This is a genomic window from Phytobacter sp., assembly GCF_059074235.1.
In genome coordinates this window covers 1,903,429-1,923,941 of record NZ_JCACPZ010000004.1, presented here as the reverse complement: position 1 = coordinate 1,923,941, position 20,513 = coordinate 1,903,429, and the positions used below count along the sequence as shown (strand labels likewise).

General features: G+C 53.1%; 21 protein-coding genes and 3 tRNA genes. 12 read left to right on the top strand and 12 right to left on the bottom strand.

What is annotated here, in order from left to right; genetic code table 11:
* Positions 1–15: 15 nt before the first annotated feature.
* Positions 16–1,257: an L-methionine/branched-chain amino acid transporter gene (gene yjeH / locus AC5JPW_RS13170; RefSeq protein WP_494240886.1), complete on the bottom strand. Its 1,242-nt coding sequence runs from the start codon at positions 1,255–1,257 to the stop codon at positions 16–18.
* A gap of 269 nt (positions 1,258–1,526) precedes the next feature.
* Here yjeH and AC5JPW_RS13165 point away from each other — a divergent pair, with 269 nt between their 5' ends.
* The 3 genes from AC5JPW_RS13165 (at position 1,527) to AC5JPW_RS13155 (ending at position 4,112) form a co-directional block, all read left to right on the top strand.
* The gene (locus AC5JPW_RS13165; protein ID WP_013367964.1) at positions 1,527–1,820 is read left to right on the top strand and encodes a co-chaperone GroES; all 294 of its coding nucleotides are present in this window, start codon (positions 1,527–1,529) and stop codon (positions 1,818–1,820) included.
* Positions 1,821–1,863: 43 nt separating this feature from the next.
* On the top strand, positions 1,864–3,507 hold the full coding sequence (gene groL, locus AC5JPW_RS13160; protein ID WP_494240884.1) for a chaperonin GroEL: 1,644 nt from the start codon (positions 1,864–1,866) through the stop codon (positions 3,505–3,507).
* A gap of 251 nt (positions 3,508–3,758) precedes the next feature.
* Complete coding sequence (locus tag AC5JPW_RS13155; protein ID WP_494240882.1) at positions 3,759–4,112, top strand: DUF4156 domain-containing protein; 354 nt, start codon at positions 3,759–3,761, stop codon at positions 4,110–4,112.
* Between the two features lie 51 nt (positions 4,113–4,163).
* Here the strand turns inward: AC5JPW_RS13155 and yjeJ are convergent, their stop codons facing one another.
* Together yjeJ and epmB are read right to left on the bottom strand one after the other, a co-directional pair.
* Positions 4,164–5,030 (bottom strand): YjeJ family protein, encoded by an 867-nt coding sequence (gene yjeJ / locus AC5JPW_RS13150; protein ID WP_494240881.1) that lies wholly within the window; start codon positions 5,028–5,030, stop codon positions 4,164–4,166.
* 138 nt (positions 5,031–5,168) lie between these two features.
* A complete protein-coding gene (gene epmB, locus AC5JPW_RS13145; protein WP_494240879.1) occupies positions 5,169–6,197 on the bottom strand; it encodes an EF-P beta-lysylation protein EpmB in 1,029 nt (342 codons plus the stop codon).
* Positions 6,198–6,238: 41 nt separating this feature from the next.
* Here epmB and efp point away from each other — a divergent pair, with 41 nt between their 5' ends.
* From efp to ecnB, 3 genes are all read left to right on the top strand, one after another.
* A complete protein-coding gene (gene efp, locus AC5JPW_RS13140; RefSeq protein WP_458044778.1) occupies positions 6,239–6,805 on the top strand; it encodes an elongation factor P in 567 nt (188 codons plus the stop codon).
* A 61-nt stretch (positions 6,806–6,866) separates the two neighbouring features.
* Positions 6,867–7,001, top strand: a complete 135-nt coding sequence (locus AC5JPW_RS13135) for an entericidin A/B family lipoprotein (protein ID WP_494240877.1) — start codon at positions 6,867–6,869, stop codon at positions 6,999–7,001.
* Between the two features lie 105 nt (positions 7,002–7,106).
* Entirely contained in the window at positions 7,107–7,253 is a 147-nt protein-coding gene (gene ecnB, locus AC5JPW_RS13130; RefSeq protein WP_494240875.1) for a lipoprotein toxin entericidin B, read from the top strand.
* A 29-nt stretch (positions 7,254–7,282) separates the two neighbouring features.
* Here the strand turns inward: ecnB and AC5JPW_RS13125 are convergent, their stop codons facing one another.
* Positions 7,283–7,915 carry a LuxR C-terminal-related transcriptional regulator gene (locus AC5JPW_RS13125; protein WP_494240873.1) on the bottom strand — a complete coding sequence of 211 codons (633 nt, stop codon included), beginning with the start codon at positions 7,913–7,915 and terminating at the stop codon, positions 7,283–7,285.
* 263 nt (positions 7,916–8,178) lie between these two features.
* On the opposite strand from AC5JPW_RS13125, the gene sugE reads away from it, so the two are divergent.
* Complete coding sequence (gene sugE / locus AC5JPW_RS13120; RefSeq protein ID WP_494240872.1) at positions 8,179–8,496, top strand: quaternary ammonium compound efflux SMR transporter SugE; 318 nt, start codon at positions 8,179–8,181, stop codon at positions 8,494–8,496.
* Here the strand turns inward: sugE and AC5JPW_RS13115 are convergent.
* The 5 genes from AC5JPW_RS13115 to frdA form a co-directional block, all read right to left on the bottom strand.
* Positions 8,493–9,023 carry a lipocalin family protein gene (locus AC5JPW_RS13115; RefSeq protein ID WP_494240870.1) on the bottom strand — a complete coding sequence of 177 codons (531 nt, stop codon included), beginning with the start codon at positions 9,021–9,023 and terminating at the stop codon, positions 8,493–8,495. The two genes, sugE and AC5JPW_RS13115, sit on opposite strands and share 4 nt — an antisense overlap.
* An 84-nt stretch (positions 9,024–9,107) precedes the next feature.
* A complete protein-coding gene (frdD, locus tag AC5JPW_RS13110; protein WP_494240868.1) occupies positions 9,108–9,467 on the bottom strand; it encodes a fumarate reductase subunit FrdD in 360 nt (119 codons plus the stop codon).
* A gap of 10 nt (positions 9,468–9,477) precedes the next feature.
* Positions 9,478–9,873, bottom strand: coding sequence for a fumarate reductase subunit FrdC (frdC, locus tag AC5JPW_RS13105; RefSeq protein WP_494240866.1), 396 nt, complete (start codon positions 9,871–9,873; stop codon positions 9,478–9,480).
* 10 nt (positions 9,874–9,883) lie between these two features.
* The gene (locus tag AC5JPW_RS13100; protein WP_494240864.1) at positions 9,884–10,618 is read right to left on the bottom strand and encodes a succinate dehydrogenase/fumarate reductase iron-sulfur subunit; all 735 of its coding nucleotides are present in this window, start codon (positions 10,616–10,618) and stop codon (positions 9,884–9,886) included.
* A complete protein-coding gene (gene frdA / locus AC5JPW_RS13095) occupies positions 10,611–12,401 on the bottom strand; it encodes a fumarate reductase (quinol) flavoprotein subunit (RefSeq protein ID WP_494240862.1) in 1,791 nt (596 codons plus the stop codon). The genes AC5JPW_RS13100 and frdA overlap by 8 nt, the downstream gene beginning before the upstream one ends.
* 291 nt (positions 12,402–12,692) lie before the next feature.
* Here frdA and epmA point away from each other — a divergent pair, with 291 nt between their 5' ends.
* Positions 12,693–13,670 carry an elongation factor P--(R)-beta-lysine ligase gene (epmA, locus tag AC5JPW_RS13090; RefSeq protein ID WP_494240861.1) on the top strand — a complete coding sequence of 326 codons (978 nt, stop codon included), beginning with the start codon at positions 12,693–12,695 and terminating at the stop codon, positions 13,668–13,670.
* A gap of 78 nt (positions 13,671–13,748) precedes the next feature.
* On the opposite strand, the gene mscM is transcribed toward epmA, so the two are convergent.
* The 3 genes from mscM to rsgA all read right to left on the bottom strand — a co-directional run bounded on the left by mscM (position 13,749) and on the right by rsgA (position 19,217).
* Positions 13,749–17,081 (bottom strand): miniconductance mechanosensitive channel MscM, encoded by a 3,333-nt coding sequence (gene mscM, locus AC5JPW_RS13085; RefSeq protein WP_494240859.1) that lies wholly within the window; start codon positions 17,079–17,081, stop codon positions 13,749–13,751.
* Positions 17,082–17,098: 17 nt separating this feature from the next.
* Positions 17,099–18,067 carry an archaetidylserine decarboxylase gene (gene asd / locus AC5JPW_RS13080; RefSeq protein ID WP_494240857.1) on the bottom strand — a complete coding sequence of 323 codons (969 nt, stop codon included), beginning with the start codon at positions 18,065–18,067 and terminating at the stop codon, positions 17,099–17,101.
* A gap of 97 nt (positions 18,068–18,164) precedes the next feature.
* A complete protein-coding gene (rsgA, locus tag AC5JPW_RS13075; RefSeq protein WP_494240855.1) occupies positions 18,165–19,217 on the bottom strand; it encodes a small ribosomal subunit biogenesis GTPase RsgA in 1,053 nt (350 codons plus the stop codon).
* A 105-nt stretch (positions 19,218–19,322) separates the two neighbouring features.
* Between rsgA and orn the strand changes: the two genes are divergently transcribed.
* The 4 genes from orn (at position 19,323) to AC5JPW_RS13055 (ending at position 20,429) form a co-directional block, all read left to right on the top strand.
* Entirely contained in the window at positions 19,323–19,868 is a 546-nt protein-coding gene (gene orn / locus AC5JPW_RS13070) for an oligoribonuclease (protein ID WP_494240853.1), read from the top strand.
* Between the two features lie 224 nt (positions 19,869–20,092).
* Positions 20,093–20,168, top strand: a tRNA-Gly gene (locus AC5JPW_RS13065).
* Positions 20,169–20,241: 73 nt separating this feature from the next.
* Positions 20,242–20,317, top strand: a tRNA-Gly gene (locus AC5JPW_RS13060).
* A 36-nt stretch (positions 20,318–20,353) separates the two neighbouring features.
* Positions 20,354–20,429, top strand: a tRNA-Gly gene (locus tag AC5JPW_RS13055).
* The last annotated feature ends 84 nt before the right edge of the window (positions 20,430–20,513 follow it).

Sequence of the window (20,513 nt, the reverse complement as noted above, 5' to 3'; positions counted from 1 at the left end):
TCCGTGCGGGCTTTTTTATTGCGCCACCAGGCTGCGTTTAGGCAGCAACATCCACAGCCCTGCCAGCATTACAATTGCGTAAAGGCTCTTCCATCCGGGAATGGCCAGCAAAAGCAGACACAAAATGCTCCCCACCCATGCCAGCGCTTTATAGCGCCCCTTCAGCAAGCGGCACCCTGCCATCATGCAAAGCAGGTAGATCAGGATGAAGATACCATTGGCATAAATGATTAAGGTGTCGAGGTTGATGGAAAAGGCATAAATGCCCAGCGTACAGATGACACAGCAGGCCAGCACGGCATTGAGCGCGCTGAGTGGAATCTGCCGGGGAGAAAGACGGGCCAGCGGGCTTTGTGGCTTATATTGTGCCTGCGACCAGACCAGCCGGGCGAAGCTCTGAATATAGATGTTGAGGCTGGCGAAACAGGCGAGGTAGCCAATGATGCAGGCTATCCACAGCGTCTCTTTGCCGAAGAGGTTAACCACAATAATCGGCAGAGAGGCCGCCGCCCCCTGGGTACGCCAGAGATCAAAATGCAGGACCACCACGGTACAGGCCCAATAGACGGAACCGGCCAGAATCAGACCAATCATCAAGGCACGGGGGAAATCCCGCTCCGGATGTTTAAATTCCGAGGCCAGATGGGCGAAGGCTTCCAGCCCGACAAAACACCAGAACATGACCGCCAGCGCGCCAGTCATGCCTGACAGGGAGACATCCGCTGGCGCAGGGAAAGGGATGCTGGAGAGGGATAAATCGCCTTTCCACCAGATAGCCGCAATCAGCGCGACGATTAGCCCGGCAATGATCATCTGCAAATTGGCGCTGGAGCCTGCGCCACGTGTGCCAACCAGCCAGATCAATCCCAGCGTTACCAGTTCAGCCACCAACAGCTGCCAGCCCTGCCAGCCGAACATGCCCTGCCAGAAGCCTGCTGCAATGTGCAACGCTGCGGGAAGGCCGACCGGAATTACCGACAGGAACAACCAGCCGGTCACGCGCTCCAGGCGGGGGCCAAATGCCATGCCGACAAAGTGTGCGACGCCGCCCGCGCTAGGGAAATGTCGCCCCAGAACGGCAAAGACAATCGCGACCGGAAAGACGAGGGCAATTAAAACTGGCCAGGCCCACAGGCTATCATCACCTGCGGCCAGTGCCGCCAGTGCGGGAACGGCGAAGACGCCCGTTCCCAGCAGGGAGGTGGAAAGTAGCCCAATCCCTTGTGCTAATCCCAGCTCTTGTTTCAATCCGCTCATGCTTTTGATCCTGGACTTTGTCATCTTTATTCATTGAGCGGTCATGCTATCACAATAGATTTTACTTATGGCTGTTGGCCTGCCTGCCTGAAACAGTGGCTTGCCCCCCCTGCTTTTTTCGCATCGGGACGCATTTATGCGAATTTTTTTTAGGATCCCCCTTGAAGGGGGAAAAACCGATCCCCATCTCTCAGGTCACCAGCCGGAGAAGCCAGTGCGGACCGGCGCCATCCATAACTGATAAAGACTTTCTCAAAGGAGAGCTATCAATGAGTATTCGTCCGTTACATGATCGTGTGATCGTCAAACGTAAAGAAGTTGAATCCAAATCCGCTGGCGGCATCGTTCTGACCGGTTCAGCAGCAGGCAAATCAACTCGTGGCGAAATCATCGCTGTCGGTAAGGGCCGCATTCTGGAAAACGGTACAGTGCAACCGCTGGACGTTAAAGTAGGCGACATCGTGATTTTCAACGACGGCTACGGCGTGAAATCTGAGAAGATCGACAATGAAGAAGTGTTGATCATGTCCGAAAGCGACATTCTGGCAATCGTTGAAGCGTAATCCGCGAACGACACTGAACATACGAATTTAAGGGAAAGAAAAAATGGCAGCTAAAGACGTAAAATTCGGTAACGACGCTCGTGTGAAAATGCTGCGCGGCGTAAACGTACTGGCAGATGCAGTGAAAGTGACCCTGGGCCCGAAAGGCCGTAACGTGGTTCTGGATAAATCTTTCGGTGCACCGACCATCACCAAAGATGGCGTTTCTGTAGCACGTGAAATCGAGCTGGAAGACAAGTTCGAAAACATGGGCGCGCAGATGGTGAAAGAAGTTGCCTCTAAAGCGAACGACGCTGCAGGCGACGGTACCACTACTGCGACCGTACTGGCACAGTCTATCATCACCGAAGGCCTGAAAGCTGTTGCTGCCGGCATGAACCCGATGGACCTGAAACGTGGTATCGACAAAGCTGTCGCTGCTGCGGTTGAAGAGCTGAAAGCACTGTCCGTACCGTGCTCTGACTCTAAAGCGATTGCTCAGGTTGGTACCATCTCCGCTAACTCCGACGAAACCGTAGGTAAACTGATCGCTGAAGCGATGGATAAAGTCGGTAAAGAAGGCGTGATCACCGTTGAAGACGGTACTGGTCTGCAGGACGAGCTGGACGTGGTTGAAGGTATGCAGTTCGACCGTGGCTACCTGTCCCCGTACTTCATCAACAAACCGGAAACCGGTGCTGTTGAGCTGGAAAGCCCGTTCATTCTGCTGGCTGACAAAAAAATCTCCAACATCCGCGAAATGCTGCCAGTTCTGGAAGCCGTTGCGAAAGCAGGCAAACCGCTGGTTATCATCGCTGAAGACGTTGAAGGCGAAGCGCTGGCTACCCTGGTGGTTAACACCATGCGCGGCATTGTGAAAGTGGCTGCGGTTAAAGCACCGGGCTTCGGCGACCGTCGTAAAGCTATGTTGCAGGACATCGCTACCCTGACTGGCGGTACCGTTATCTCTGAAGAGATCGGTATGGAGCTGGAAAAAGCAACCCTGGAAGACCTGGGTCAGGCTAAACGTGTTGTGATCAACAAAGACACCACCACCATCATCGATGGCGTGGGCGACGAAACTGCGATTCAGGGTCGTGTGACTCAGATTCGTCAGCAGATCGAAGAAGCGACTTCTGATTACGACCGTGAAAAACTGCAAGAGCGCGTAGCGAAACTGGCTGGCGGCGTTGCGGTAATCAAAGTCGGTGCAGCTACCGAAGTTGAAATGAAAGAGAAAAAAGCACGCGTTGAAGATGCCCTGCACGCTACCCGTGCTGCGGTTGAAGAAGGTGTGGTTGCAGGCGGCGGCGTTGCGCTGATTCGCGTTGCAAGCAAACTGGGCGAACTGCGTGGCCAGAACGAAGACCAGAACGTGGGTATCAAAGTTGCGCTGCGCGCAATGGAATCCCCGCTGCGTCAGATCGTGCTGAACTGCGGTGAAGAGCCGTCTGTTGTTGCTAACACCGTGAAAGCGGGTGACGGTAACTACGGTTACAACGCTGCGACCGAAGAATACGGCAACATGATCGAGATGGGTATCCTGGACCCAACCAAAGTGACCCGTTCTGCTCTGCAGTACGCGGCATCTGTGGCTGGTCTGATGATCACCACCGAGTGCATGGTAACCGACCTGCCGAAAGGCGACGGCCCTGATTTAGGCGCTGCTGGTATGGGCGGCATGGGCGGTATGGGCGGTATGATGTAATTTAATCATCATACTTCAGGTGCAGGTGCGTCGGCTGTGTTCGTCCACCCCAGTCACTTACTTATGTAAGCTTCCGGGGTTCATGAAATGGTCTCCTGCCTGCAACCTGAATGATTCGATTAAAGAAACATCTCGCAAAAAATGAGAAACCCCCGGGCAGAAATGCTCGGGGGTTTTTCTTTTGGTCATCTTTTTAGTATAAGGTTTACACACGGACGACTGTGTCCAGCTCATTGATAATGGGGAATAACATGCACGTGAAATATTTAGCAGGGATTGTTGGCGCAGCCTTATTGCTGGCAGGGTGTAGTTCCGGTAATGAGCTTTCTTCAAGTGGGCAGAACGTACGCTTTGTCGAAGAAAAACCTGCGGCAAATTGCCAGTATTTGGGTACGGCGACCGGAACACAAAGCAACTGGTTGTCCGGGCAGCATGGTGAGGAAGGTGGCTCTATGCGCGGTGCAGCGAATGCATTACGTAATCAGGCTGCCGCAATGGGTGGCAACGTTATTTTCAGTGTTACCAGTCCGACGCAAGGTTTCCTTTCCAGCTTCGTACCGACATCCAGTGAAATGAACGGTCAGGTTTATAAGTGCCCGAATTGATTTAACGCGATGCGGTACTGCCCCTGATATGTCATCAGGGGCGTGCTGTGATCAATCGTGGGTGGCTTTCTCTTGCACGCTCTTCTGCTGTAAACGTTGCAGGCTACGCATGCTTTGCTCAAGAGAAAGAGGTTGCGATTTGTCAGACGTGAGGGTTGTTACAGTCACCTGGCAAGGTTTCCCCTTTAACTTATTCAATCGATGGCTGTAATCCAGCACTCGACGGGAAATAGAGGCCATTTCATCACTATTTGATGCGCTACGGGTTTTGATCACCGTACCTGCATATTGCTGCTGACCACTTTCATCCGTGTAGTGATAAATGAGAGCCTGATGCTGGCCGAACAGCGCTAATTTCCACCCATCCTGAGTGTAGGTGTCATAAGCAATATTGCCATCGGCTAAAAACTCAACATCATATAATGGTAAGAAATCTAAGAATGACGAGAGGCTAAATGTAATATTACGTAAGTCTGCATTATTTATGGCATGAATGATTGCTGTTACGAGTAATTCAATCTGATTTTCGTTTATGCATAACTTTATGTCTTTACCGCTGTGTAGTCTGAGCATGAAAATAAGATCGGTTTTAGTAAGCTGAAGCAGCTCTACTTTATTGACCCGCTGACCAATATCCGCATTTTGTAACTCAACTATTTCAATGTCTGGAATATGGTCATGCATTTTTTTAGATGCAGAATCAATGGCTTTTCGTTGCTGTACCTTTGCTTTACCGGCTGACTTTGCCTGCAGTGCCAGACGGTGCTCCAGTGCCAGCAGCAGGTCTTTCAGAGCCACTAACGGGAAAAAAAACAATGATTGTTTATTTTTAGGGTGCTTTATTTTTAATGCTAATGCGGCAAATTTCTCATTTTGACGGATGACGCCAGTATTCACACCCATAACGGTGAATGTCATTTGGTTCTCCTTAACCATTCATATTTTATATTTATGTGCGAGTGCAGTGCGTTATCATAACAAAAAATAAAGCACTGTGATCTCCGGATGAATTCATTATTCATCCGGAGAAACCAACCGATGGAAATATTCAGGTTATTACGACTGGCGTAATTGTAAATCCAGTGGGGTTTTACTCGGTTCACCGCCAATTTCACGTGCCAGCTTCGGTACCATATAACCGGATACCAGAGTGAGTAATTCACGCATAATGGCGCGGGCCTCTTCATCGCTCACCATAAAGTGAGCCGCTCCCTGCACTTTATCCAGCACATGCAGGTAATAAGGCATCACACCTGCGTCAAACAACGCATTGCTGAGGTCGGCCAACGTCCGGGCATTGTCGTTGACATCGCGGAGCAAGACACTCTGATTGAGTAAGCGTACGCCTGCCTGACGTAACTTTGTCATGGCCATGCGGAATTCTTCATCAATCTCTCTGGCGTGATTGATATGGTTCACCAGCAAGATTTGCAGCCTGGAACGGGCGAAACGCGTAACCAGGGTATCGGTGATACGCGCAGGGATCACAATCGGCAGACGGCTATGGATGCGCAGACGCTTGATGTGCGCAATCCCCTCAAGCTGATCAAGTAGCCAGTCGAGTTCATGATCTTTTGCCATCAGCGGATCGCCACCGGAGAAAATGATCTCATCCAGCTCCGGGTGCGCGGCAATGTAGTCCAGCGCAACCTGCCAGTTGCGCTTGTTGCCCTGGTTTTCTGCGTACGGGAAATGGCGGCGGAAGCAGTAGCGGCAGTTCACTGCGCAGCCGCCTTTCACCAGCAGCAAGGCTCGGTTACGGTATTTGTGCAGCAAACCTGGGACTGCATTGTGCTGCTCTTCCAGTGGATCAGTGCTAAAACCGGGAGCCGCAAGAAATTCTTCGCGGGAGGTTAAAACCTGCCGCAAAAGTGGATCGTTGGGATCACCTTTTTGCATGCGCGCCACAAAAGCACGGGGCACACGCAGCGCAAACAGGCGCTTCGCCTCGCGTCCGGCAAGCAGGTTTTCGTCAGCGTCTATATTTAAAACACGCAGAAGTTCATCGGGATCGGTTATTACATCGGCAAGTTGTACTAACCAATCTTCTCTGGATGGGGTATTTAGGGTTACAATATGCGCCATTTTGTGGCTTAGCTACCAGTTAACAATTTTAGAGGGCCTTTATGGCGACTTACTATAGCAACGATTTTCGTGCCGGTCTTAAAATCATGATGGACGGCGAACCGTACGCGGTTGAAGCCAGTGAATTTGTTAAACCGGGTAAAGGCCAGGCATTCGCACGCGTTAAACTGCGCCGCCTGCTGACCGGTACTCGTGTTGAGAAAACCTTCAAATCTACTGACTCTGCTGAAGGTGCAGACGTTGTAGATATGAACCTGACTTACCTGTACAACGACGGTGAGTTCTACCACTTCATGAACAACGAGACCTTCGAGCAGCTGGCTGCTGATGAGAAAGCAGTTGGCGATAACGCTAAATGGCTGCTGGACCAGGCTGAATGTATCGTTACTCTGTGGAACGGTCGTCCGATTGCTGTCCTGCCACCGAACTTCGTTGAACTGGAAATCATTGAAACCGATCCAGGCCTGAAAGGCGACACCGCGGGTACCGGCGGCAAACCTGCAACGCTGAGCACTGGCGCAGTGGTTAAAGTTCCGCTGTTCGTTCAGATTGGCGAAGTGATTAAAGTGGATACCCGCTCCGGCGAATACGTATCCCGCGTTAAGTAATCCACTTAATGTTATCCCATGGCGCAGCAACCCCGTTGCGCCATAATTTTCCAGGGCAGGAATGATGAAACGTCTTCTCGGTCTTGTAACACTTATCCTTATCACCACTGCCCTGCTGTCGGGGTGTAATACCACGCGTGGTTTTGGTGAAGACATTAAGCACCTCGGCAACTCTATTTCTCACGCTGCCAGCTAAACTTCACATCATCCTAAAAACTATTCCTCTTCCGGCATGTTACGCAATCTTGTCTATGCTTAAGTGGCTATGCACAAACAATATTGGTTATAAAAGGAAGATATTATGGTTAAGAAGACAATTGCTGCGATATTTTCTGTACTGGTACTGACTTCAGTACTGACCGCTTGTAACACCACGCGTGGTGTGGGTCAGGATATCTCTGAGGGTGGCAGTGCTATCTCTGGCGCGGCGACCAAAGCCCAGCAGTGATGCTCGTCGGTACGGCGTATGCCGTACCGTCAATTTAAGCTTCCTGGTAACGATTCTACCGTGTCGTGCACTTCTGGCAGCGACAGGAATGGCGTAAAACGGTTGCCCATTCCCAGTTTCATTCTGATATTACGTTTGTAGGTATACACCGTTTTGCCATTAATACTGAGCTTACTGGCAATTGACTGGTTACTTCTGCCTTCCATCCATAACGACAACACCTTTTCTTCCTGGCGCGTGAGTAGCGGCGTCGCAATTTGCGGCATAATCCGGGTAGGCCTCGCCAGTACCGCAGCATCAATCGCATAGGCCAGCGTCTCCAGCGGAGCTGTTTTTAACAGGCTGGCATGAATAGCATACTGCGCACAATATTGCGCCAGTTGCGCATCTTTTCCTGAGTCCAGCAGAATCAGTCGATTCTCTTCGCCACACGCGGAGAATAAGGAGGAGAGTTGCTGAATATTATGTAGATCGTTTTTGAAACCAAACAGATCGGCAATGATCAGATCGGGCTGCCATTGCGTAATGTGTTCTTTTGCGAGCATCAGGTTATTTAGTGCCGTCACGAGGAATGAGGCGGGGAAAAGATCGGTTTGATTGAGCCAGGTTTCCAGCCCCGTCCGGGTGAAATAACAACGGTCAATCAAGAGGATTTTGAACATTTTTTTCTTCGCAGTAGAATATTGGCGCACGGCTTCCTTTTCCCGGATAGCACCTCATCATAGGGGGTACATATGGTGAGTAAATGCCTGAACTACGCTGCTATCTGTGGCTATTTCTTGCTTTAAGTCACTTAAATCGATGCAATTGCGAAAATATTGCATTGCGACTGTTACTAAGCCAAAATTTACTCTCTGCCACCAGCCTGTCGGGACGACCTGATTGCGCAACTCTCAACGGGGACGGCCCCACACTGGAGCCAATAATGTCCTGGTTAATTCTTCTGATTGCGGGTCTTCTGGAAGTGGTTTGGGCGATAGGCCTGAAGTACACGCAGGGATTTACCCGCTTAACACCCAGCATTATCACCGTCGCAGCAATGATTGCGAGTGTTGTCCTGCTCTCATGGGCGATGAAAAGTCTGCCGGTCGGCACGGCTTACGCTATCTGGACCGGCATTGGTGCGGTAGGTGCAGCAATAACAGGTATGGTGCTGCTCGGTGAGTCAGCGAGCCCGGCCCGATTGCTTAGCCTCGGGCTGATTGTTGCCGGGATCATCGGCCTAAAACTTAGCACACACTAGTAGGTCTGATTAATCCACATCAGTTTTTCCACTGCAAACCCTTCGCGGGCGGCAATATCGACCATCTGCTTTTTCACCGCATCCGGTAGCGTTGGGGTGCGGGACAAAATCCACAGGTAGTCGCGATCCGGCCCGCACACCAACGCATGCTGGTAATCTTTATCCAGCGCAATAATGTTATAGCCGCCATAGAATGGCCCGAAGAAAGAGACCTTCAGGGCCGCGCGGTGGCTATCGCCGGTAAAATAGGCTTTACCCACTGATTGTTGCCATTTAGCCCGATCACGATTGTATCCCCGGTTAATCACCTGAATGCCGCCGTCATCCATCGTGCTATAGGTGGCAGTGACTTTTTCGAGCCCGCGTTCAAAGCGGTGGTCAAAACGGGCGATTTCATACCAGCGGCCCAGGTAGCGCTGCGCGTCAAAATTTTCGACAACCTTCACGCCAGAGGGGGGAGTGGGGGTACTACAGGCTACAACCAGAAACGCAGCGGCAACAGTCGCGATGATAGGCAGCAAACGCATGGTTTTTTCCTTCCAGGTTTTTTAGCTAAGTGTAGAACCTGGCGGGGAAATTGCTCTCCTGCTGATGCAGGAGAGCGGGGCATATCAAAGAAAAATCACACCGACCAGCGTCACCACAGTCAGAATGGCGGCGAGGCCGTAGAAGACCCATTTACCGTTAGGCACATGGACTTTGATGTCGTGCATTGCATGGTGCAAGCGATGCAGTCCACACCACAGCGGCAGGACAATCATCAGGAACAGGAAAGTGCGGCCAATAAAACTCTGGGCGAAAGCCAGGACGCGTTCATAGCCGAGCGCCTCGCCAGGGTAGAGCCCGAGCGGCAACAGCACGCCGATCAGGAGCACCATCACCGGGGCAATGATCGCTCCCCACATGCCTCCTGCACCAAATAATCCCCAGAAGACGGGTTCGTCAGAACGTTTTGGATTTGGATTAATCATCTTGGTCTCCTTACCAGAACAGTGCGATGAAGAGGATGAACAGCGTCACCAACACGGTTACCGCCCAAAGCCCTTTAATAATGGGTGCGGGCTTGAGTTTCTCGTCTTTGATGATGACGTTCGCCGCCTTCGGTGCCAGTTCAAACCAGGTTTTGGTATGCAAAAGCGCCGCCGCCAGGGTTATCAGATTCAGAATGACCACAATCGGGTTTTGCAGAAAATTGACATAACCTGCCCAGGATTCTGGACCGTGCTTGAGCGCAAAAAGACCGAAAATCAGGAGAATACTGAACCAGACGGTGGGGAGAGCCGTGCCTTCACGCAGCATATAGAAGCGATAAAACGGCAGCGATTTCCACCAGGTCGACGGCACTGGCCGGACATAGGGTTTGCGTTTAGTCGTCATTGTGCGCTCCTTAGCGTGGTTTCAGGGTGGCGATAAGAAAGTCTTTCGAACTTTCTACTTTGCCCTGTTGGATAGCGGCTGCCGGATCAACGTGTTTCGGACAGACTTCCGAGCAGTAACCGACGAACGTGCAACTCCAGACCCCATTAGGGCTGTTCAGTTGTGCCATGCGTTGCTGCTGGCCTTTGTCACGGCTGTCGAGGTTGTAGCGGTGCGCAAGGGTGATTGCAGCCGGGCCAATAAACTCCGGATTGAGCCCGAATTGTGGGCAGGCGGCGTAGCACAGGCCGCAATTGATACAGCCAGAGAACTGGTGATATTTCGCCATCTGCGCCGGGGTTTGCTTGTTCGGCCCCTGATCCGGTGTGCGCGTGTTGCCAATGATGTACGGCTTAATGGCTTCCAGGCTTTCGATAAAGTGGGTCATGTCGACCACCAGATCGCGCTCAATTGGGAAGTTTGCCAGCGCCTCGATTTTCATCCCTTTGCTGTATTCGCGTAAAAATGTCTTACAGGCGAGCTTTGGCACCTTGTTGACCATCATGCCGCAGGAACCGCAAATCGCCATACGACAGGACCAGCGGTAGCTGAGGTCGGGAGCCAGGTTATCTTTAATGTACCCAAGTGCATCCAGCAGAGAGGTTTGCTCATCGTAAGGCACATCGTAAAAGGCGCTGTGGGGCGCGACATCCGCTTCCGGGTTGTATCGCACTACCTCAACTTTCAGAGTCTTCATTTCAGCCATGGGTCGATTCCTTCTTCTCAGCGGCTTCCGCTTCTGCGCCGTACACACGTTTTGCAGGCGGCAACGTCGTGATCTTCACGTCGCTGTAGTCGAGACGCGTGGTGCCGTCTGCATCACGGTACGCCAGCGTATGTTTCAGGAAGTTCACGTCATCGCGTTCGGTACACCCCTCATCCAGACGCTGATGCGCGCCGCGTGACTCTTTGCGTGCCAGCGCGGAATGCGCCATACATTCTGCAACGTTCAGGCCATGCCCGAGTTCGATGGTGTAGAGGATGTCTGTATTGAACACGCTTGAAGTATCGGTAATGCGGACGCGTTTAAAGCGCTCTTGCAGCTCAGCCAGCTTATCGACCGTTTTCTGCATCAGCTCCGGCGTACGGTAAATGCCGCAGCCTTCTTCCATCGACTCACCCATTTCGTCGCGGATTTTCGCCCAGCTTTCCGTGCCTTCCTGGTTAACCAGCTTTTTGAGGCGCTGTTCAATATCAGCAGCCTGCGCGTTGAGAGCAGCATCATTTGCTGACGTCGCTGAGCTCGCGCGCGCCATGGCCTGTTCACCGGCCAGTCGACCAAACACCACCAGTTCCGCCAGTGAATTGGAACCAAGGCGGTTCGCGCCATGCAGCCCAACAGAGGAACATTCGCCGACGGCGAACAGGCCCTGAATCTGGGTTTCACACTGCTGGTTGGTTTCGATGCCGCCCATCGTGTAGTGCGCGGTAGGGCGGACCGGGATCGGTTCTTTTACCGGATCGACGCCGACATAGGCTTTCGCCAGCTCGCAGATAAAGGGTAAGCGCTCGAGCAGTTTTTTCTCGCCCAGATGACGCAGGTCGAGGTGGACCACGTCGCCACGTGGCGTTGGGATAGTGTTGCCCTTGCGCCACTCGTGCCAGAATGCCTGGGAGACTTTGTCGCGTGGACCCAGTTCCATGTATTTGTTCTTCGGCTCGCCCAGCGGGGTTTCCGGGCCCATGCCGTAATCCTGCAGATAACGGTAGCCATTTTTATTCACCAGAATACCGCCTTCACCGCGACAACCTTCCGTCATCAGGATTCCGGAACCGGGCAATCCGGTCGGGTGATACTGAACAAACTCCATGTCACGCAGCGGTACGCCGTGAGCCAGTGCCATGCCCATACCATCGCCGGTAACGATGCCGCCGTTAGTGTTGAAACGGTAGACACGACCCGCACCGCCGGTTGCCATGATGACGGCGTTGGCGCGAATCTGCACCAGTGTGCCTTCCATCATGTTCATGGCGACAAGGCCGCGAGCCTGGCCGTCATCGACGAGGATATCCAGAACGAAATGTTCGTCGAAACGTTGAATTTGTGGGAACTGAAGTGAGGCCTGGAAGAGCGTGTGCAGCATGTGGAAGCCGGTCTTATCAGCGGCAAACCAGGTGCGCTCGATCTTCATGCCGCCAAAGCGGCGGACGTTCACCGAGCCATCCGGTCGACGGCTCCAGGGACAACCCCACTGTTCCAGTTGGGTCATCTCTGTCGGGCATTGATGCACAAAATAATCGACAACATCCTGCTCACACAACCAATCGCCACCGGCGACCGTGTCGTGGAAATGGTACTCAAAGCTGTCATGATCCTGCGCCACGGCGGCGGAGCCACCTTCAGCAGCCACCGTGTGGCTTCGCATTGGGTAGACTTTTGAGATGAGGGCGATTTTGGCATCAGGATTCGCTTGGGCGGCAGCGATAGCGGCGCGGAGTCCGGCTCCGCCTGCGCCTATCACAGCAAGATCGGCTTGAAAGGTATGCACGACATTCCTCCAGGTTTTGTTATTTCGCACAGCGGCACGGGCCGAAGACGAACGTGTTTACTGCTCCTTTTTGTCGGGGGCAGTATAACCTTAGGAGAAAAAGGGAAATTTGATGTGTTCGATTTTTTTGCCGTTCTCACCCGTGATTAATCACTCAGGTTGATTAATGTCAGTCTGAGACCGTGATCTGGCTTACGTTTCTATCGCCGGGTAAATGTATTGCGCAAAATTTGTCTCTCTCAGCCGATGCGGGTAGACTTCGTGCCCTTATCAGAATTTGGAGAGAGTACCATGAGCGAGACGGCAACCTGGCAGCCGAGCGCATCCATTCCTAACTTGTTGAAACGCGCGGCTATCATGGCAGAAGTTCGTCGCTTCTTTGCCGATCGCGGTGTGCTGGAAGTGGAAACGCCTTGTATGAGCCAGGCCACGGTAACAGATATTCACCTGTTCCCGTTTGAAACTCGCTTCGTGGGACCGGGTCATTCTCAGGGAATGAACCTGTATCTGATGACCAGCCCGGAGTACCACATGAAACGCCTGCTGGCGGCTGGATGTGGCCCGGTATTCCAGCTGTGTCGCAGTTTCCGTAATGAAGAGATGGGGCGTCATCACAACCCAGAGTTCACCATGCTGGAGTGGTACCGACCACACTACGACATGTACCGTTTGATGAACGAAGTGGATGATCTTCTGCAGCAGGTTCTTGAATGTCCGGCTGCGGAGTCGCTCTCGTATCAGCAGGCGTTCCAGCGTCATCTGGAAATCGACCCGCTTTCCGCGGACAAAACCGCATTGCGTGAAGCCGCGGCGAAGCTCGATCTGAGCAATATTGCCGACACCGAAGAAGACCGTGACACCCTGTTGCAACTGCTCTTTACGATGGGCGTTGAGCCGCATATCGGTAAAGACCGCCCGGCATTTGTCTATCACTTCCCGGCAAGCCAGGCTTCACTGGCGCAAATCAGCACCGAAGATCACCGCGTGGCGGAGCGTTTTGAGGTCTACTTCAAAGGTATTGAACTGGCGAATGGTTTCCACGAGCTGACGGATGCCCGCGAGCAGCAGCAGCGTTTCGATCAGGACAACCGTAAGCGTGCAGCTCGCGGTCTGGTGCAGCAACCGGTGGATAATAATCTGCTGGAAGCTCTGAAAGCCGGAATGCCGGATTCCTCCGGCGTAGCGCTGGGCGTGGATCGCCTGGTGATGCTGGCGCTGGGCGCTGAAAGCCTGGCAGAGGTCATGGCGTTTACCGTCGACCGGGCTTAATAGGTTTTCTTCCTCTCCCCGTGGGAGAGGGCCGGGGTGAGGGCATCAGACCGCTCTAACCCCCAATATTCCCAACGTCTACAAACTTCCCGCCGGACGCTTATTATTACCTGTCGATGTTAAGGTACGTGCTGTTTTGCGACCATCCAGACTTTCCAGTCGCATCTGGAACGGCGGGAAGGGCAGTTCAATACCGTGTTCGCGGAAGCCCGCCAGAATCAGCTGATGAATTTCGTGGCGCAGCGGCATACGGTGCCCCATCTCTGCGGCATAAATACGCAATTCAAACAATTGAATACCCTGCTGAAGATCCACCAGGAACACTTCCGGTGCCGGGTTATCAATCACCAGTGAGCAACGCTCTGCAGCAGTCTGCAGAATTTGTGTCACCTCTTCACTGTTGGCATCGCCCGGCGCAGGCACCGTCAGCACCACACGCGTAACCGAATCCGAAAGTGACCAGTTGATAAACTGCTCGGTGATAAATGCCTTGTTTGGCACGATGATCTCTTTGCGATCCCAGTCGCTGATTGTCGTCGCGCGGGTGTTGATCTTCGTGATGCTCCCCGTCAGATCGCGGATCGTCACGGTATCGCCAATGCGGATCGGTTTCTCAAACAGAATGATCAAGCCGGAGATAAAGTTGGCAAAGATTTCCTGCAAACCAAAGCCTAAACCGACACCCAGTGCGGCGACCAGCCACTGCAGTTTTGCCCACTCGATACCGATCATCGAGAAGCCCACCAGTCCACCAAACAGCATCAACAGGTATTTGGTGATGGTGGTGATGGCATAACCGGTGCCTGGGGTTAAATCCAGGTGCTGTAACAGTGCCAGTTCCAGCAGGGCGGGGAAGTTACGCACCAGTTGAGTGGTGATGATGAAGACGAGAATGGCGATCAGCACCGCACCCAGCGTGATCGGCTCAAGGCTTTCGACACCCTGTACGGTGGAGGTGACATCCCAGAGCGAGATGTTCTCCAGGAAACCAAACGCGGAGTGAATTTCTGACCACAGCACAATCACCGATAGCAGGGCGATTAGCATCAAAATAGAACGCACAAGGCGCAATGACTGCACGCTGATGGCGTCGAGATCGAGCTCTTTCTCATCAATTTCAACCGAGCCTTCGGTGCTGGTGGCATGGGCTGCGTCATCTTCTCCTTTTGCGCGCTGAGCCAGAATCTCGGCACGGCGGTGGCGGGCACGGTCGAAAGCAAGTTTACGCCGCTGGATCAGCATCCAGCGGCGTATCACGTGGTATACCACCAGCAACAGGAACCAGATGGCGACCGAGGTTTCAAGACGCGCTAACAACGCCTGAGACGTTGCCAGATAACCGACGGCCGCCGCCAGAATCGCAGCCAGCGGTGCGCTGAGCAGCAGATTCCACAGCAGGTGGTTGGCCATATTGTCACCGCTGCCGGTTTTGTCGACATACAGCGGGATGCCTGCACGTTTCAGGCTGAGAGTGACCACGGTTAATGCGCCGCAAATCAGGATAAAGCACAAGCGTCCCAGTGAGCCGGAAAACTCCCGGTCATTGAGATTATCAAACATGATAAGTGCCATGATCAGCGGCACAATTAAGCTGATGCTCATCAGGTAATAACGCATGCCGCGTGCGACCCGATTGCGGGGCCAGCCAAAGTGAGCGACAAAAAGGCCGGTCGGGCGGGCAAAGGTGGCGCAAATCATCACCACCCACAACAGCGGCACCGTGGCGGTCACGCCATCACCAATCGCTACTGCCAGCGGATAGGGCCAGGCTTCGCGCAGCCCATAACCGAGCGTTGCCCACAATACCGGCAGCGGCAGGGCGACCAGGATTGACCAGAACACCGTGCGCAAGGTGAGCCAGAAATGGTCCTGGGTCACTTTGCCGACTTTGGCGCTGGAGCGCTCCAGGAAGCTCGTGAAATGTTTGCGTGAGTAAAGGCTAAACCCGACCAGCACCAGGGCACCAAACAGCGGGAAGAGCGTCTCTTTGCTGGTGACCATCATCACCCCGGCTTTACCCAACTGGCTAAAGGTGTCGAGTGAGATCAGGCGCTGCAAATCCTGCACGATTTCAATCGGCCAGGCGAAGGTCATTGGGCTGACGTCGGCGGTCCAGAAGAGATAGCGGTGTGTGGCTTCGTTGACTTCGCGCAGGGCATCTTCCAACTGGCTGTTGGACACTTTTAGCTTCGTCAGTTCCAGGATCAGCGTATCGCCGCCCTGGAGCAGGGAAGAGAGCAGCTCGCGCTGGGTGCGCAGTTGCGCTTCGAGGATACGATTCTGCTCGCTGGTGAGCTGTTCACCGTCAGCCTGGCGAATTTGCCTCAGCTGCGGCTGTTTGTTGACTAGATCCTCATACCGCATTCGGTGAACGCGCAACTGGGCCATTTCGGTATCCAGTTGCTGAGGTTTGGGCATTTCCGGTAATCGGGCAACCTGGGCGCGTAGCGCTTCACCCAGCATATTTGATGCACCCAGCCACTGCGACTGTTCTCGCAGCGTATTCAGCGCCTGGCGAACCTGTAGCGTCTGATTGGTAGCCTGACGCTGTTGTGAAGCGACAAGATCCATACGCTGCGCCTGCTGATTCAGCGCCTGCGAGAGCTCACGGTTAATTTTGAACTGTTCAACAATGCCTGGTGGCAGGTTATCGCTGTTCTCTGCCAGTAATTCCGTACTCTCCAGCGCCTGCTCTGCTTCACGCTGGCGCTGGCTGTTCAGCTGATTTCTTAAATTCTGCAGATAGGCATCGAGTTGCTGAGCCTGCTTTTGGGCAAGCTCAGAGCGCATACGCGCCAGCTCCTGGCGATTATTCGCTGACAGTTGTGCCAGCTCCAGTTCATCGACCAGCGCCCGTAGCTTGGCGGATTCGGCCTGCGCACTGAGATTCTGTGCCTGAACAAGCGGCGTGGCTGCAGACTGCGCGCCGATGCGGCGTTCGACTTCGCTGACCTGACGGCGGGCGTCCGTTTGCTGTTGTGGCAGTTGGCTCAGGGAGTCGTTGATTTCGCGTGCGCGTTCCTGCTCCTGTTGTGCCTGGCGGGTTTTATCCAGTAACTGGCTGCTGACCTGCAGAATTTCCTGGTTCAGCGCGTCGGTACTCATATTGGCAGGCACTGACTTTGGCTCGTCGCGCAGATTATCCAACTGCGAGCGCAATGTGCGGGAAAGTTTGGGGAAATTATCGATGACGTCTTGATATTGCGACGCGCGCTCGAGGGAGCCTTTGCGCTCCTCAAGCGCGTTGAGTGCACCCTGAAGCAGCTCTACCGTTTCGGTTTGGTCCGGTGTCGCTTTCGCCGCTTTGGCTTGCTCCAGTTCTTGCGAGATTTGTTTGGCATCGGGGGCGGTTGCCGCGTAAGCCCCCAGGCTGAGGCACCAGGCCATCAGAAAAATGATAATCAGGCGCACAGCAGCATACCTTTTCGTTAAACTTCGTCTTTCTTGTCGTCAACCAGAGGGCTGGCGTCGTGTTCTGCGGCGATCTCTTCTTCCGCCAGCGGTGTTGGTTCCACATCTGGCGTAACCAGTGTTTCAGTCGATGCGGCCAGAGGCTCACCGATTTTAGTCACCGATAAGTTTTGCAGGTGCTGAGCCAGCTCGACTTTACCCGGTGCAAACAGGTTAATAACGGTAGAGCCGAGTTTGAAGCGACCCATCTCCTGACCTTTCAGCAAGGCAACAGCGCCTTCGCTTTCACCCGCCGGCCAGGTCCAGCGTTTAATGATGCCTTCGCGCGGAGGAGTGACCGTGCCTGCCCAGACGGTTTCAATGCTGCCGACGATGGTCGCACCCACCAGAATCTGCGCCATCGGACCAAATTCAGTATCGAACAGGCAAATGACGCGTTCGTTACGGGCAAACAGGTTCGGCACGTTTTGCGCGGTCAGGTGGTTTACGGAGAACAGGTCACCCGGCACGTAAATCATTTCACGCAAAATACCGTTACACGGCATGTGCACACGGTGGTAGTCGCGTGGCGACAAATAGGTGGTGGCGAAAGAACCGTCGCGGAACAGATCCGCCATCAGGTAGTTGCCCGCCAGCAACGCTTCAAGGCTGAAATAGTGGCCTTTGGCTTGCAGCAGTTTGTCATTGTCGATTTTACCCAACTGGCTGATCACCCCATCGGCAGGCATCACCAGCACGCCAGGATCGGTGTTCAGCGGGCGAACGTCATCGCGCAGTGGGCGAACGAAAAAGTCGTTGAAAGTGCGATAGCTTGCCGTGTCCGGCTTCTGCGCCTCTTTCATGTCGACCTTGTAATATTTCACGAACAGGTCGATGACCAGTTTGGTCAGCCAGCCTGCTCGTTTGCTTGCGCCCCAACCCGCCAGGCGAGTGAGCCACAGTTTAGGCAGAATGTATTGAAGCGAAAGTTTAAATGAGTTTAACAAGGTAGCCTCCAGGCCATTGTTTTTGTCGTTCCTGATCCGGGCATATTCACCGGATCTATAAAAAAGGGGACGATTCTAGCGACGCTTAGCTTAGTTGTCAGTCTTCGGATTCAGAAAAGTTTTTACGCGTTTTTACCTGCGCCATGCTTTCTAAAATACGGTGATAATTTTCAAAACGCGTCTCGGCAATTTCACCTTTGTCGACTGCTTCACGAATGGCGCAGCCAGGATCGGTATCGTGTTTGCAGTCGCGATATTTGCAATGGCCCAGATAGTCATGAAATTCGACAAAACCATTAAAGATTTGTTCCGGCTCAAGGTGCCAGAGGCCAAATTCGCGCACGCCGGGCGAGTCAATCACATCACCGCCGTGGGGGAAATGATACAGGCGCGAGGCTGTTGTGGTGTGCTGGCCGAGACCGGAGTTATCGGAAACCTCATTGGTGAGGATCTCATCCTGCAAACCAAGAAGGTTGTTCAGAAGGCTGGATTTGCCAACACCAGACTGTCCGGCAAAGATGCTGATGCGGCCGGTTAATGCCTCTTCAAGTGGCTTCAGGCCATCTTTCTTGTGGCTGGATACCATTAATACGCGATAGCCAATATGGCGGTAGATATCCATCTGTTCATTCACGAAATCCATACCTGCTTCATCCAGCAGGTCGATTTTGTTCAGCACAATAAGAGGGTCAACTTCTAAGGTTTCGCAGGCGACGAGGTAGCGGTCGATAATATTTAGCGACAGCTCCGGCAGGATTGCGGAAACAATGACAATCTGATTGATGTTCGCAGCAATGGGCTTCACGCCGTCGTAGAAATCCGGGCGGGTCAGAACGGATGTGCGTTCATGTACTGCTTCAACGATACCTTTTACCGTCACGCCTTCAGCGGCTTCTTTACCTGGGCGCCATACGACGCGATCGCCGGTAACCAGTGAACGAATGGTGCGGCGAATATTGCAGCGGTGAACGGTCCCTTCGGCAGATTCCACATCGGCATGCATGCCAAAGCGGCTGATTACAGTGCCTTCAGCGGTTTCGCCAAACAGGTTGTCATCGAAGTCTTTTTTCTCCGCAGACGTTTTTAACCTACGATCATGGTTTGCATTAACGCGGCGCTGCTGGCCTTTGGAGAGTTTATTTTTACTCAATCGAGCTGGCTCCTGGTCGCCCCGGATGGGCAAAACCTTTATGATACACGCTATTTTAGATGAATATAGTCACGCTGGTATGACGCGAGAAGGGTGGAAAATAGCATGAGTGCAAATGAAAACAACCTCATTTGGATCGATCTGGAGATGACCGGCTTAGATCCCGAGCGCGATCGCATTATTGAGATAGCGACGCTGGTGACCGATGCGAATCTGAATATCCTGGCGGAAGGACCGACCATTGCCGTGCATCAATCTGACGCACAGCTGGCGCTAATGGATGACTGGAACGTGCGTACCCATACCGGCAGTGGCCTTGTGGACCGCGTGAAGGCAAGTCAGCAGGACGACCGTACTGCTGAGCTGGCAACTCTCGAATTCCTTAAAGAGTGGGTTCCGGCGGGCAAGTCGCCGATTTGTGGGAACAGCATCGGGCAGGATCGCCGTTTTCTGTTTAAGTATATGCCGGAGCTGGAAGCGTACTTCCATTACCGCTACCTGGATGTGAGCACGCTGAAAGAACTGGCGCGTCGCTGGAAACCGGAAATTCTCGACGGCTTTAAAAAACAGGGTACCCATCAGGCAATGGACGATATTCGTGAGTCGGTGGCAGAGCTTTCTTACTATCGCGAGCATTTTATTAAACTTTAAACATTATGCTGGCTGCGCGGTGTTTAGGGCGTTGTCAGATATTCTGGCGAAAAAACACCCGCTTCCGGCGTAAAAACAGGCAATGTGACGAATAATCGAGCACTTGAACCAAAATTCAAAAAAAACGGTTTTAGGGGGCTTGCAGGAGAAAGGAATTCTCGTATAATGCGCCTCCCGTGAAGACACAGAAATGTGAAAGCACGATAGCAAGAAAAATGTTGTTTGCGGGAATAGCTCAGTTGGTAGAGCACGACCTTGCCAAGGTCGGGGTCGCGAGTTCGAGTCTCGTTTCCCGCTCCAAAATTTGAATGCACCATCCTAATCGAAGGATTCCTGACTCGCGAAAGCGCAGCGCAGTGGAACCCAGGATTATGCGGGAATAGCTCAGTTGGTAGAGCACGACCTTGCCAAGGTCGGGGTCGCGAGTTCGAGTCTCGTTTCCCGCTCCAAAATTTGAAAAGTATCGCAAGATACGCACCACCCAAGCGGGAATAGCTCAGTTGGTAGAGCACGACCTTGCCAAGGTCGGGGTCGCGAGTTCGAGTCTCGTTTCCCGCTCCAAAATTTACTTACCCTTCAAATTATCCACAGCGAAATATCAGGCTGGGGACGATTTTATTCATCTGTCAAAATTATTGTGAACAG

Excerpts from the sequence above, each read along its gene's own strand:
- yjeJ (WP_494240881.1), bottom strand. The coding sequence starts at position 5,030 with ATGACATTCACCGTTATGGGTGTGAATACTGGCGTCATCCGTCAAAAT.
- AC5JPW_RS13115 (WP_494240870.1), bottom strand. The coding sequence starts at position 9,023 with ATGCGTTTGCTGCCTATCATCGCGACTGTTGCCGCTGCGTTTCTGGTT.
- yjeH (WP_494240886.1), bottom strand. The coding sequence starts at position 1,257 with ATGAGCGGATTGAAACAAGAGCTGGGATTAGCACAAGGGATTGGGCTA.
- efp (WP_458044778.1), top strand. The coding sequence starts at position 6,239 with ATGGCGACTTACTATAGCAACGATTTTCGTGCCGGTCTTAAAATCATG.
- orn (WP_494240853.1), top strand. The coding sequence starts at position 19,323 with ATGAGTGCAAATGAAAACAACCTCATTTGGATCGATCTGGAGATGACC.
- frdC (WP_494240866.1), bottom strand. The coding sequence starts at position 9,873 with ATGACGACTAAACGCAAACCCTATGTCCGGCCAGTGCCGTCGACCTGG.
- epmB (WP_494240879.1), bottom strand. The coding sequence starts at position 6,197 with ATGGCGCATATTGTAACCCTAAATACCCCATCCAGAGAAGATTGGTTA.
- AC5JPW_RS13135 (WP_494240877.1), top strand. The coding sequence starts at position 6,867 with ATGATGAAACGTCTTCTCGGTCTTGTAACACTTATCCTTATCACCACT.
- groL (WP_494240884.1), top strand. The coding sequence starts at position 1,864 with ATGGCAGCTAAAGACGTAAAATTCGGTAACGACGCTCGTGTGAAAATG.
- AC5JPW_RS13155 (WP_494240882.1), top strand. The coding sequence starts at position 3,759 with ATGCACGTGAAATATTTAGCAGGGATTGTTGGCGCAGCCTTATTGCTG.
- epmA (WP_494240861.1), top strand. The coding sequence starts at position 12,693 with ATGAGCGAGACGGCAACCTGGCAGCCGAGCGCATCCATTCCTAACTTG.
- AC5JPW_RS13165 (WP_013367964.1), top strand. The coding sequence starts at position 1,527 with ATGAGTATTCGTCCGTTACATGATCGTGTGATCGTCAAACGTAAAGAA.
- AC5JPW_RS13100 (WP_494240864.1), bottom strand. The coding sequence starts at position 10,618 with ATGGCTGAAATGAAGACTCTGAAAGTTGAGGTAGTGCGATACAACCCG.
- sugE (WP_494240872.1), top strand. The coding sequence starts at position 8,179 with ATGTCCTGGTTAATTCTTCTGATTGCGGGTCTTCTGGAAGTGGTTTGG.
- ecnB (WP_494240875.1), top strand. The coding sequence starts at position 7,107 with ATGGTTAAGAAGACAATTGCTGCGATATTTTCTGTACTGGTACTGACT.
- AC5JPW_RS13125 (WP_494240873.1), bottom strand. The coding sequence starts at position 7,915 with ATGTTCAAAATCCTCTTGATTGACCGTTGTTATTTCACCCGGACGGGG.
- frdD (WP_494240868.1), bottom strand. The coding sequence starts at position 9,467 with ATGATTAATCCAAATCCAAAACGTTCTGACGAACCCGTCTTCTGGGGA.